This window comes from Ignavibacteriota bacterium (assembly GCA_016707525.1).
GTDB lineage: Bacteria > Bacteroidota > Ignavibacteria > UBA10030 > UBA6906 > JAGDMK01.
Genome location: JADJHP010000004.1, coordinates 461,201 through 473,344, shown reverse-complemented (window position 1 = coordinate 473,344; position 12,144 = coordinate 461,201). Strand labels below are relative to the sequence as shown.

Annotated in this window: 15 protein-coding genes; 7 read left to right on the top strand and 8 right to left on the bottom strand. The window is 61.7% G+C overall.

Annotation, left to right across the window (positions count from 1 at the left end; translation table 11 throughout):
- Nucleotides 1-61: 61 nt before the first annotated feature.
- From IPI01_09950 to lptB, 7 genes are read left to right on the top strand one after another with little or no spacing between them, the layout of a single operon-like run.
- Complete coding sequence (locus tag IPI01_09950) at nucleotides 62-1,609, top strand: dicarboxylate/amino acid:cation symporter (protein MBK7258107.1); 1,548 nt, start codon at nucleotides 62-64, stop codon at nucleotides 1,607-1,609.
- Nucleotides 1,606-2,430: a 3-deoxy-8-phosphooctulonate synthase gene (gene kdsA, locus IPI01_09945; GenBank protein ID MBK7258106.1), complete on the top strand. Its 825-nt coding sequence runs from the start codon at nucleotides 1,606-1,608 to the stop codon at nucleotides 2,428-2,430. Before IPI01_09950 ends, kdsA begins: the two co-directional genes overlap by 4 nt.
- Nucleotides 2,431-2,433: 3 nt before the next feature.
- The gene (locus IPI01_09940; protein MBK7258105.1) at nucleotides 2,434-2,946 is read left to right on the top strand and encodes an HAD-IIIA family hydrolase; all 513 of its coding nucleotides are present in this window, start codon (nucleotides 2,434-2,436) and stop codon (nucleotides 2,944-2,946) included.
- A gap of 17 nt (nucleotides 2,947-2,963) precedes the next feature.
- Nucleotides 2,964-3,953, top strand: a complete 990-nt coding sequence (locus IPI01_09935) for a KpsF/GutQ family sugar-phosphate isomerase (protein MBK7258104.1) — start codon at nucleotides 2,964-2,966, stop codon at nucleotides 3,951-3,953.
- On the top strand, nucleotides 3,950-4,483 hold the full coding sequence (lptC, locus tag IPI01_09930; protein ID MBK7258103.1) for an LPS export ABC transporter periplasmic protein LptC: 534 nt from the start codon (nucleotides 3,950-3,952) through the stop codon (nucleotides 4,481-4,483). The genes IPI01_09935 and lptC overlap by 4 nt, the downstream gene beginning before the upstream one ends.
- Nucleotides 4,476-5,762, top strand: a complete 1,287-nt coding sequence (locus IPI01_09925; GenBank protein MBK7258102.1) for a hypothetical protein — start codon at nucleotides 4,476-4,478, stop codon at nucleotides 5,760-5,762. The genes lptC and IPI01_09925 overlap by 8 nt, the downstream gene beginning before the upstream one ends.
- Before the next feature lie 19 nt (nucleotides 5,763-5,781).
- Nucleotides 5,782-6,543, top strand: a complete 762-nt coding sequence (lptB, locus tag IPI01_09920; protein ID MBK7258101.1) for an LPS export ABC transporter ATP-binding protein — start codon at nucleotides 5,782-5,784, stop codon at nucleotides 6,541-6,543.
- 6 nt (nucleotides 6,544-6,549) lie between these two features.
- On the opposite strand, the gene IPI01_09915 is transcribed toward lptB, so the two are convergent.
- The 8 genes from IPI01_09915 to hrcA are packed head-to-tail and all read right to left on the bottom strand — an operon-like array spanning nucleotide 6,550 to nucleotide 12,040.
- Nucleotides 6,550-6,828, bottom strand: a complete 279-nt coding sequence (locus IPI01_09915; protein ID MBK7258100.1) for a zinc ribbon domain-containing protein — start codon at nucleotides 6,826-6,828, stop codon at nucleotides 6,550-6,552.
- Between the two features lie 3 nt (nucleotides 6,829-6,831).
- The gene (gene coaD, locus IPI01_09910; GenBank protein MBK7258099.1) at nucleotides 6,832-7,350 is read right to left on the bottom strand and encodes a pantetheine-phosphate adenylyltransferase; all 519 of its coding nucleotides are present in this window, start codon (nucleotides 7,348-7,350) and stop codon (nucleotides 6,832-6,834) included.
- Nucleotides 7,347-7,901 (bottom strand): 16S rRNA (guanine(966)-N(2))-methyltransferase RsmD, encoded by a 555-nt coding sequence (rsmD, locus tag IPI01_09905; GenBank protein ID MBK7258098.1) that lies wholly within the window; start codon nucleotides 7,899-7,901, stop codon nucleotides 7,347-7,349. Before rsmD ends, coaD begins: the two co-directional genes overlap by 4 nt.
- Before the next feature lie 6 nt (nucleotides 7,902-7,907).
- Nucleotides 7,908-8,777 carry a hypothetical protein gene (locus IPI01_09900; GenBank protein ID MBK7258097.1) on the bottom strand — a complete coding sequence of 290 codons (870 nt, stop codon included), beginning with the start codon at nucleotides 8,775-8,777 and terminating at the stop codon, nucleotides 7,908-7,910.
- Entirely contained in the window at nucleotides 8,774-9,334 is a 561-nt protein-coding gene (locus IPI01_09895) for a helix-hairpin-helix domain-containing protein (protein ID MBK7258096.1), read from the bottom strand. The genes IPI01_09900 and IPI01_09895 overlap by 4 nt, the downstream gene beginning before the upstream one ends.
- Nucleotides 9,273-10,442 carry a molecular chaperone DnaJ gene (dnaJ, locus tag IPI01_09890; GenBank protein ID MBK7258095.1) on the bottom strand — a complete coding sequence of 390 codons (1,170 nt, stop codon included), beginning with the start codon at nucleotides 10,440-10,442 and terminating at the stop codon, nucleotides 9,273-9,275. Before dnaJ ends, IPI01_09895 begins: the two co-directional genes overlap by 62 nt.
- The gene (locus IPI01_09885; GenBank protein ID MBK7258094.1) at nucleotides 10,429-10,995 is read right to left on the bottom strand and encodes a nucleotide exchange factor GrpE; all 567 of its coding nucleotides are present in this window, start codon (nucleotides 10,993-10,995) and stop codon (nucleotides 10,429-10,431) included. The genes dnaJ and IPI01_09885 overlap by 14 nt, the downstream gene beginning before the upstream one ends.
- Nucleotides 10,988-12,040, bottom strand: a complete 1,053-nt coding sequence (gene hrcA, locus IPI01_09880; protein MBK7258093.1) for a heat-inducible transcription repressor HrcA — start codon at nucleotides 12,038-12,040, stop codon at nucleotides 10,988-10,990. The genes IPI01_09885 and hrcA overlap by 8 nt, the downstream gene beginning before the upstream one ends.
- Nucleotides 12,041-12,144 lie beyond the last annotated feature (104 nt).

Below are 12,144 nucleotides of genomic sequence, written 5' to 3'. Positions count from 1 at the left end.
TTTGATTGTCAATGTGGTTTTTCGTACAATGAACAACTAAGGAACAACCGGACGTCCCCGCATGCCATTCCGCCTCCCCAGGCTTCAATTGCACAATAAGATCCTCCTTGCTCTCGTCCTCGGGGCGGCCTTCGGTGCGTTCTTCAATGTGAGTAAGTATGAACTCGCCATCACCAGCCGCTCCAACGGCGAATGGGTGACGGAGGAGGCCGCGCACTGGTCTTCGGTCGAGTTCGTCGGGGCCGATGGCAAAGTGTTCGCCACGTTCGGGCCGGAGGACCAGCTCCGGATCCTCCCGGCATTCAACAAGCTGAAACCGGACGAGAAGCGTACGACGGCCGTCCGTGTCGTCCAGGACACTCCGGATCCCGGAGGGAAGGCGGTCCGGGTCGAGCGGACGATCGAAAACGTGTCGTCGATCGAAAAAGTGAAGACCATCGCGGTCATGATCAAACCGGTCGGTACGATCTTCATCCGGTTGCTGATGTTCGTCGCTATCCCGCTGGTCATCTCTTCCCTGATCGTGGGGGCATCAAGCCTCGGCGATATCAGAAAGGTCGGGCGCATCGGGGCGAAGACCCTCCTGTTCTACGCGATCACGATCGTTTCGGCGATCACGATCGGACTGGTCCTGGTGAACGCCATCCAGCCCGGAACACGTCTTGCGCCGGAGGCTCGTGAGAAGCTGATCACGGAGTTCCAGGGGAATAGCACCGCGGTCCTGACCAGCGACGCTGAATTAAACCTCACAGACATGCTGGTGCGGATCGTGGCAACGAACCCGATCGAGGCGATGGCGAAGGGCGACATGCTCCAGATCGTCTTCTTCTCCTTGATGGTCGGCGTCAGTCTGACCGCCATTGCGAAGGAGAAATCGGCACACGTCATCGGATTCTTCGACGGTTTCAGCGATCTGATGATCCATATGGTCGATATGATCATGACGATCGCTCCGTATGGCGTGTTCGCCCTCATCGCTGCGACCGTGGGAGAGTTCGGATTCGAGATCCTGACGACGCTGGCGTGGTACGCCGGCACGCTCATCCTCGGATTCCTGATCCATCAGTTCATCACCCTCGGCCTGATGGTGCGGGCATTCGGGGGGCTGCACCCGTGGCGTTTCTTCCGCGCGCTGAAGGATGTCATGCTCATCGCGTTCAGTTCGAGCTCCAGCGCCGCCACGCTGCCGATCAATATGGAGACCTGCGAGCAGAAACTCGGCGTCCCGAAGCAGATCACCAGTTTCGTCCTCCCGCTCGGTGCGACCGTCAATATGGATGGCACGTCGATGTATCAGGCCGTGGCCACCGTCTTTATCGCCCAGGTGTACGGTATCGATCTCGGCCTGACCGCGCAGCTCACCATCCTGTTCACGGCGGTCCTTGCGTCGATCGGCACCGCGCCGGTCCCCGGCGTGGGCATCGTCATGCTGATCATCGTGCTGAGGTCGGTCAATGTTCCGGAGGAGGGCATCGCGCTGATCCTTGGTGTGGACCGCATCCTGGATATGATGCGGACCGTCCTCAATGTGAGCGGCGATGCGGTCGTTGCGGTGATCATGGCAAAGCAGGAAGGTGTTCTCGAGAACCCTGAAGGAGTGGCAGCATGAATGTCACCGTCGGTCACATCACCATCGGCCGCGGACTTCCGCTTGTCCTCATTGCGGGTCCGTGCGTCATCGAGAACCGCGACCTCGTCATGCGCACCGCCGAGGCCGTGAAGAAGGCCTCCGATGCCCGGAAGATGCCGGTCATTTTCAAGTCGTCCTATAAGAAGGCCAACCGCACAAGTAAGACCGGCTTCACCGGCCCGGGGATGGACGAAGGGCTCAGGATCCTCGGGGAAGTGCGTGCACAATTCGGGATGCCCGTATTGACGGACATCCATACAGAGGATGAAGCGGTCTCGGCCGGGCTTGTCGTCGATGTGCTCCAGATCCCGGCGTTTCTCTGCCGGCAGTCGGAGTTGCTGCAGGCGGCGGGGCGGACGGGGAAGGTGGTGAATATCAAGAAGGGGCAATTCCTTGCGCCGGGCGACATGCGGCATGCCGCGGACAAGGTGCGGGAGACCGGGAACCACAACATCATGCTCACCGAGCGGGGCGCGACATTCGGCTACCACAATCTCGTGGTCGACATGCGGGCGCTGCCGATCATGCGCGCGACCGGATGCCCCGTGGTGCTCGATGCGACCCATGCGGTCCAGCTCCCGGGCGGCGATGCCTCGGGGGGACGGTCCGGCGGACAGCCGGAATTCATCTTCCCCATCGCGAGGGCAGGCGTCGCCGCGGGTGTGGATGCCCTCTTCGTCGAGGTCCATCCTGACCCGGCCTCGGCCCTCAGTGATGCCGCAAGCCAGTTGCGCCTGGACCTTCTCGGCGCACTGCTCGAACAGGTCCTTCCTATCCACGACGTTGTGAAGGGGCTCTGATCCATGGCCAAGCGATTGCCGGGCAGTAGACTCAAGCAGATCAAAATGGTCCTGCTGGATGTGGACGGCGTCATGACCGACGGCGGATTGTACTATGGAGCCGATGGCCACGAGTTCAAGCGGTTCCATGCGCACGATGGCTATGGTGTGGTCCGGGCCCGTGAGCATGGCCTCCGGGTCGGGATCATCAGCGGCCGCACCACCCCCATCGTGGATGCGCGCGCCCGGGTCCTGAAGATCGATGATGTCTTCCAGGGGACGATGGATAAGGTGACGCCGATGCGGATCCTGCAGGAGAAGTACGACCTCCAGGAGAAGGAATTCGCGTTCATCGGCGACGAACTCTTCGACCTTCCGCTGCTCCGGCTTGTCGGGTTCTCCGCCGCACCGCGCAATGCACGCGCGGACGTGAAGCGTGAGGTCGATTACGTCACCAGGGTGGATGGCGGCAACGGGGCCGTCCGCGAGGTGATCGACCTGATCATCGCACACCAATTCCGCATCACCCGCCCATGATCACCGGGAACGGCACCATGAACGATACGGCTACAGCGATCGCCAAAGGCAAAGAGGTCGTACGCATCGAACGGGATGCCGTGAGCGCCCTCGAGGGACGGATCGGCGCGGAGTTCGGACACGCGGTGGACCTGCTTGCCTCGTGCAAGGGGCGTGTCATCATCACCGGCGTGGGGAAATCCGGGATCATCGCCCGCAAGATCGTTGCGACGATGAATTCCACCGGCACACCCTCGGTCTTTCTCCATCCCTCGGATGCTGTTCACGGCGACCTCGGGATCGTCCGGGGGGACGACGTGGTCATCACGCTCTCCAAGAGCGGAAACACCGATGAACTGAATATGCTCGTTCCCATGTTCCAGCGGATCGGCGTGCCGATCATTGCGCTCGTGGGAAAGATGAACTCTGCACTCGCCCGGGAGTCGACCGTTGCCCTGGACGCCTCCGTCACCGAAGAGGCATGCCCGCTGGACCTCGCGCCGACGTCGTCAACCACCGTCTCGCTTGTCCTGGGCGATGCTCTTGCCATCGCGTTGCTCGACCGGCGGCAGTTCCGCAAGGAGGAATTCGCGCTGTACCACCCGGGCGGGACGCTCGGGAAGCGGCTCCTCCTGAAGGTCGACGAGTTGATGGTGCATGGCGCTGCGATCCCGCGGGTCGGGGGTGCCGTTCCGTTGCGCGACGCCATTGTCGAGATCTCGAGCAAACGCCTCGGCTGCACCTGCGTCATGCGTCCTGACGGCACGCTGGACGGTATCATCACGGACGGTGACCTGCGACGCCTGTTGGAGAAAACAACGGACCTTTCCGGCATCACCGCCGCGGATGCGATGACGCGCAACCCGAAGACCGTGCGCGCCGGATCCCTTGCGGTGGTCGTGCTCCAGGAAATGGAATCGTACAAGATCACTCAGATCGTCGTCGTGGATGACGGCCACCATCCGGTGGGCGTCGTCCATCTCCATGAACTCGTCAATGCCGGACTCGGAGGGGAGGACCGATCATGAGACCGTACGCGTTCGCGGCCCTGCTCTTGTCCCTCATGGTGTGCGGCTGCGAGGAAAAGGTTAAGCCGACCATCGACCCCGGCGTGTCGAAGGAACTTCCGTCACAGGAAAGCTGGAACAGTACCGTGGTGTTCTCAGATTCGGCTCACCTGAAAGCCATCCTCTGGTCGGGTCATATCTCTTCGTATACGTCGCGCCAGGTGACGGAACTGTCGGACAGCGTCCACGTGGACTTCTTCAACGATCAGGAGCAGCACACGTCGCTGCTTACTGCCCGCCGCGGGATCGTCCATGATGCGACACGCGACCTGGAGGCCTATGAGCACGTCGTGGTCGTGTCGGACAGCGGGACCACGTTGCGGACCGAGCGCCTCTTCTGGAACAATGCCACACAGAGGATCTATACGGACGCCTTCGTGGACATCCAGTCGCCTAACGAGCACATCATGGGCCATGGCATGGAGAGCGATCAATCCCTGAAGAACTACAGGATCTTCAAGGTCACCGGCCAGGCGATCTCCAATGAGTAGATGGCGCTGGGTCATACCGGCCGGACTGCTGCTCCTTGCCTCCCCATCGCTCTTCGGTCAGGGGGATCAGAAACTCGTCGTTCTTCAGGGGGCGGACAGTCTTATCGGGCGGGTGATCAACGGACAGGCGGCGCGGGAGCTGATCGGGAACGTGCGCATCCTGCAGGGGAACGTGCGCATCCGGTGCGATCGTGCGCTGCAGATGATCGATGCGGGGAGCATCGAATTGACCGGCCATGTGGTGGTGGAGGACGACAGTGTCACGCTCACCGCTCCCCGCGGGTTCTACTACCGCGATACGAGGCGGGCCGAGGCCTTTGGCGCCGTGAAGCTTACGGACGGCGTTTCCACTCTGGAGGCCGCGTACGGAGAGTACTTCATCGAGACGCGCAGGGCATTCTTCCGGACGCGCGTCGTGGCGCATGATTCCGTGTCCATCCTCAATGCGGATTCCGCGCGGTACGACCGCAACCGCCGCTCCACCGAGGCATGGGGGAGGGTGGTCCTCGTGCAGAAGGACGATGCGATCACCATCAGTGGCGGACACTTCACCCATGATGCCGTCCGGATGTACAGCCTGATGACCGAGGATCCGGTACTGGTGCAGCGCGACACGTCGGGTGGCGTGGTGGATACTCTGGTCGTGCGGAGCCTGGTCATGGAATCATTCCGTGATTCCACACGGCGATTGATCGCGCAGGACAGCGTCGAGATCGTACGGAGGGACCTTGCCGGGCGCGCCGGAGCGGTGACGTTCCACACCGCCGGCGACAGCATCCGGATGCGTACCGCGCCGGTACTCTGGTACGACCAGACCCAGGTCACCGGAGATTCGATCAACCTGTACATGCACGCGCGGGTCCTCGACAGGATCCATGTCATGGGCAATGCCTTCGCACTCTCGGAAAGCGATTCTGCCTTTGCGGAACGATACGATCAGCTCTCCGGCGAGACGCTGGGCATGCAGTTCAAGGACAAGCGGCTCAGCCGCATCGATGTGGATGTGCGGGCGACAAGCCTGTATTTCGTGTACGAGGATTCGGCCGCGAACGGCCTGAACAAGACGAGCGGCGACAGGATCGTGATGCACTTTGCGGATGGCAGGGTGGAAACGATCCATGTGTACGGCGGGGTGGAGGGACAATACATCCCCGAACCGCTGGTGCGGCGCAAGGTGGAGGACCACCGCCTCCCGGGCTACCAGCGCCTCGACAACCGTCCACGGATGCGCGCGTCGGACCATGGCCCGGCACGCACTCTCCGGGACCTTCCCCATTGAGGATGACCGAGGTCAGTGTATGAACGATCAAGCAATACCTGCCGTCCAGCGCGTGCTTCGTGCCGAAGGACTGGTGAAGCGGTACAAGAAGCGTACGGTCGTGGGTGGTGTGAACGTTGACGTGCGGCAGGGCGAGGTTGTCGGGTTGCTCGGGCCGAACGGTGCCGGGAAGACCACGAGTTTCTACATGATCGTCGGGATGGTCCGCCCCGATGACGGGCACGTCTACCTGGATCAGACCGAGATCACCACCATGGCGATGTATAAGCGTGCCCGGATGGGACTCGGCTACCTTCCACAGGAGGCGTCCATCTTCCGTAAGATGAGCGTGGAGGAGAATATCCTCGCCGTGCTGCAACTCATGGAGGTGTCCTCCGCCGACAGGAAAGTGCGATGCGAACAATTGATGTCCGATTTCAATATCACGCATCTCGCGCGGAGCAAGGGGTACATGCTGTCGGGTGGCGAACGGCGGCGGACGGAGATCGCCCGGGCGCTGGCCACGGATCCCGGCTTCATCCTGTTGGATGAGCCGTTCGCGGGGATCGATCCGATCGCGGTCGAGGAGATCATGCGCATCGTGGCGACGTTGAAGACGAAGAATATCGGCGTGCTGGTGACGGATCACAACGTCCATGAGACGCTGTCCATCACGGACCGCGCATACCTGTTGTTCGAGGGACACATCCTGAAGGCGGGGACGGCGGCGGATCTGGCCAATGATCCCGAGGTACGAAAACTGTACCTCGGGGAGAATTTCAAGCTCGATCGGTACGCGTAAGGAGGGTCACTTGGTGTCCGAATTGCCGGTCGACGGTGTGGACGGCGCTGCGGGAGGGTCCTGTTTCTTCGGTGCTGATCCCGACGCGGGGGACGACGATCCCTTCTTGTAATCCGTCAGATAGAACCCCGAACCCTTGAAGATCAAACCGGCACCCGTCCCCATGATGCGGGCAAGGGAATCCGTATCGCAGGCCGGGCAATGAACGAGCGGTGGATCGCTCATCGATTGCAGCTCTTCCAGGGCATGTCCGCACTTCTGGCATTGATACTGATACGTCGGCATCTCCTACTTCGCTCCTTTTCTCGAATGCTTCGCGCGCGTCCAGTGGAATTTCTCTTCCAGCCGGCGCCGTACGGTGGCGGGGACGAAATCCGAGACATCCCCTCCCAGGCGCGCGATCTCACGCACGATCGTTGAATTCAGATAGCTGTACTGCTCCCGCGGGACCAGGAAGATCGTCTCGAGGTCCCCGGACATCTTCCGGTTGGTGAGCGCCATCTGGAACTCGATCTCGAAGTCCGAGACCGCGCGCAGCCCGCGCACCACCACCGAAGCCTTCCGTTTGCGGGCGTAGTCCACCAGCAGGCCGTTGAACCCCTCCACCTCGATGTTCCTGTGACGCCGGAACACTTCCTGGATCATCGCGATCCGTTCCTCATCGGAGAAGAGTGGAGCCTTGGAGGTGTTCTGCGCCACCAGCACGATGAGGCGGTCAAACATCCTCGCCGCACGTTCCACCACATCGATGTGTCCGTACGTGATCGGGTCGAACGTACCCGGGTAGACTGCCAGGATCGGTCTCATGGTTGCACACTCCGGGTGAAGAACGTGACAACGGTGCGGCCGAACGGCTTCACCGGCCCTACCGTATAGAGCGGCGTGGATGTGAACTCCACATCCTTTGCATGTTCGATCAGCATATAGCCCTCCGGTGCCAGCAGCCCCCGGCCAAAGATCGCCTCCGGCAGGCCGGGTGTCCCGGGATACGCGTAGGGAGGATCCACGAAGATCAGATCGAACGGACCACGTGCCTGCTGCAGGAACTGCCCGGCATCCATCTGAAGGATCGAGGTCTGCTCCTGGCAGCCGAGCATGTCCACGTTGGCCTCGAGCCAGCCCACGGCATCCGCGCCCGATTCCACGAACGTCGCGTGTGCGGCGCCACGGCTGAGTGCTTCGATCCCCAGGCTTCCGCTTCCTGCGAACATGTCCAGGACCCTGCAATCCTCCAGGACCATCCGGTGCGTGAGCACATTGAAGATCGTTTGGCGGACGCGGTCGGTGGCCGGACGAACCGACAGGTCATCGACCGTCCGGAGAACCCGGCCTTTGTACAGCCCTGTGGTCACGCGCATATGAGGCTATTCCTCCGCACGCAGGGCTGCGCCGGCGGCAGCAGCGAACCGCTGTGGCTGGCGCATGAAATGTTCGACCAGCGGGAGGGTCGTCGGGACCGCCATGGTCGCGAACGGATCAAGGCATTCGGCTTTGACAGCGTGCTTCGCCTGGAGTGCATCAACGACCGCTGGCCCTGCCTTCGGTCCGTGCAACATGATCCTGTCCACGTTGCCGATCGCTGGGAGGATCGCAGCGATGGCATCTTCCACGGGGGCGCCATCCAGAGGCCGCGTGCCATAGCGGACCGTCACGCGACCGGAAAGACGTGTCCAGTCGATGCGATCCGGGCGTACCATGACGACCAGCGAACCAGGAGGCGGGCCGCCGGGTGCACGCTCCAGATAGATCGTCTCCGCGCAGAAAATGTCAGCATCGATGCTGCTGACCTTCATCCCCGATGCTCCGGCTGCTGCCTCGAGCATGGCGATGTCATCGCGCCGGAGCGAAACGCTGAGGACCTCCACGCCACTGCGTCCGGGCGGGGGCGGGAGTGCGATGGCATCGGTGATGTACCCTTCGGATTGCCTGCCCGGAAGGATGCGGCTCAGTTCCCATCGTGCAGAGGCTGTCCACTGCGGGTGCGTCGTCCCCGCGTCCGCGGGGAACGTGTGGACGATGATCCGTGAGGTGCTCAGAGCGACGGAGATACTTCCCGCCATGATCGAGTTGGCACGCAGGAAGGTGTCGATGTGTTCGGCAAGTACCTGGTTCGTCAGCGGTGCTGCAACGGGCCATTCGCCGATGGCGCTTACGGTGATCTCGGGGCCTTCGCGTATGAATTCCACGATCTCCGCCATGGTGTCGCCGATGGATAATCCGAGGTGGTGGCTCATCGATAGTCAGTCGTAGTGTTGGTCATGTGAACTGTTCCGCGGTGCCCTCCGGCACCCGTGATGCGGATGAAAGGACGCAGGCGCTGCAGGGTGGCAGGACCGATGCCCCGCACCCGGTCGAGTTCGTCGACGCTCCTGAACCGTCCGTGTTCCTTACGATAGGCCAGGATCCGCCCGGCCATTGCCGGCCCGATGCCCGGCAGGGCGATCAACTCCGGCATTGTCGCCTCGTTGATATTCACAGGTCGCGGTGCTGCATGTGCCGCGCCCGTGTCCGGCTGTGCGCTCAACTCCGTGTGCCATGAGCGCGCGCCGCGCGCAAACGCGCTGTCTGTTGCCGCGTACGGGAAGAACCGCTGCCCCTGCGGCGTGCTCCTGAACATCCGGAACGCCGTCCCGGCCGTCAATCCCGCACAGAGGAGGCCGACCACGACGATCTCGTTCCGGGTGAACCCCAACCGCTGCTGGAAGATGTCGCGGACGCGCATGGCCTGCTCACGACGATTTCTTGACCCGCGACGAGAAGCTCTTCTCTGCATTGGCAGAGGTGGCTCCATCCGCCGGACTCATATTGTCCGATGCCGCGAGCTGCTTGATCAATGTCTTGTCCTGCGACGACAGGGTCTTCGGGATCCATACGTTCACGCGCACGAACTGATCGCCCTTGCTGAAACTACTGAGGCGGGGGAGACCCTTCTCCCGCATGCGGAGGATCGTGCCGGATTGTGTCCCGGGTTCGATCTTCAGACGCGCGCGGCCGGTGAGCGTGGGCACTTCGATGTCCGCTCCGAGTGCCGCCTCCGAGAACGTGACCAACAGGTCGAGGATGATATTGTCCCCCTCCCGCGTGAAGAGCGGGTGGGGTTCTTCTTCGATCATCACGATCAGGTCGCCTGCAGGACCGCCACGGCGCCCGATGTTTCCTTCGCCCCTCAGGGGGATATAATGGGTATCCGAAACGCCTGCGGGGATGTTCACCTTGACCGTGGACTCGCCCTGGATGCGGCCGTCGCCCTTGCAGGTGGTGCACGGATCCTTCACGACTTTTCCCTCGCCCTCGCAATTCTGGCACGCCGCGATGTTCACGAACTGTCCGAACACCGAGCGTGAGACCTGACGGATCTCGCCGGCGCCGTTGCAGGCGGGGCAGGTGACGGTGGAATGGCCGCCGCGTGCACCGGTCCCGTGGCATGTCTCGCACGGCTTCCACTTCTTCACCTTGATCTTCTTTTCCGTACCGGTCGCCATCTCTTCGAGAGAGAGCTTGAGGCGGATCTTCAGGTCGGAGCCGGGTTGGTTCCCCGAACGCCGCCGTTGCCGTGCCTGTCCGCCCCCGAACATCTCGTCGAAGATCGATCCGCCGAACCCGCTGCTGCCGAAGATGTCGCCGAACTGTGAGAAGATGTCGTTGACGTCGGTGAACGGGCGGAAGTCGGTGCCGCGCATCCCCTCGTGGCCGTACTGGTCGTACCGCTGCCGCTTGGTCGGGTCACTCAGGACCTCGTACGCCTCCGCGGCCTCCTTGAATTTGTCCTCGGCTTCCTTGTTCCCCGGATTCCGGTCCGGGTGGAACTGGAGCGCCATCTTCCGGTACGCCTTCTTGATCTCCTCCGGCGAGGCGTTCCGCTCGACACCCAGGATCTGATAGAAATCACGCTTCGCCATGCGTGTCCTCCGGTTCCGTTGGTTGTGCGGAGACGATGACCTTGGCGTGGCGCAAGACCTTGTCGTGCATGACATACCCCGGATCCACTTCCTGGATCACCGTGCCGGTCGGGACATCCGTGCGTGGCAGTTGCATGAGCGCGTCATGGAACCCGACATCGAACGGTTTGCCGGTGGACGGGAAGGGGACCACGCCATGCTTCTCGAGGATCTTGAGGAATTTGGTCCGGATCATTTCGACCCCCGCGAAGAAGGCCTCGTGGCTCTGCGGATCCTTTCCCGATGCCAGGGAGCGGTTCAGATCGTCGAGCACGGGGAGGAGCGACAACAAGAGCCCTTCATTCGCCGTGCGGGTGAGCGAGAGGAATTCGCCCTCGGTGCGGCGCTTGTAGTTCTCGAACTCCGCGGCCTTGCGAAGCAACTGGTCGCGGAGCGTCTCGATCACCTTCGCAGACTCATCCGGAGCGGACGAAGCCTGTGCGGGTTCCTGGGTGTTCGCGGAACGGTCCTCCGGCGTCGTGCCGGGGGCCTCAGAATTGGTATTCTCAGCCATCAACTTGCTTTCCGATTGAGAGCATCCTCGTGATCGTCTGTGCGACGTAATCGACGAGCGGGATCATTTTGTTGTAGTGCATGCGGGTAGGTCCGATCACGCCGACGGTCCCTGTTACCTCGCCCACCGTGTAGGCGGAGGTGATGATACTGTAGGGTCTCAGTTTTTCGTCTGCATTCTCGCTGCCCACGGAAACTTGCGTGCCGCTCTGGGCGTCCTCGCGCTTCTGAAGGACGTGCACGATCCATTCTTCATTGTTGATCAACTCGATCACCCCCCGGTAGTCCCGGGGATTCGTGAACTCGGGCTGCTCGATGATCCTCTCCGCGCCTCCGATGTGCACCTTCTCGGGACGGCTGGGGAGGAATAGCTTTTCCACGGAATCCACAAACAGCCGTATCAGCCCGGCATCCTCTTCGGCCACGTCCTTCACGCGCTCGATGAACGACTCGCGCAACTGCTGCATGGTCAACCCGCCCAGCCGCTCATTGAGGAACCGGGTCAGGCGGTCCAGTTTGTTCCGCGAGATCTCCGATCCCACTTCCATCATGATCGTGCGCACGAGGCCCGACTTGATCGAGATGACCACCAGGACACGGTTGCTGCTGATGGGAACCAGCTCGAGGCGCTCGAAGACGCCGCTGCTGAGTTCAGGGGAGGTCACGACGCACAATTGCCGGGAGATCTTCCCGATGAGCCGGGACGTTTCCCGGAGCATCACCTCCAGGTCGTCAGACTCGTCGAGTTTCTCGCGGATCGTCTGCTGCTCCAGGAGGGAGACCTCCTCGCGCTTCATGAGAGCGTCGAGGTAGAATCGGTATCCCATATCCGTGGGGACGCGCCCCGCGGAAGTATGCGGGTGCCCGATGTACCCCAGGTACTCCAGGTCGGACATGATGTTCCGGATGGTTGCGGAACTCAATCCGATGACGTCTTCATGACGCTTCGAGATATACCGCGACCCTATGGGGGTAGCCGTCTCGATGAAGTCGTGAACGACGTAATGGAGGACCGTTCTCTCTCTATCGTTGAGACCTTCACTCATGCTCTGGCCGGAATCAGGCTCCTATTATAGTGGACTACACATAAAAGTATACGAATTCCGGCAAAAGTAATCAAGAAAGCCGAAAAACACCATATCTTTAGCCA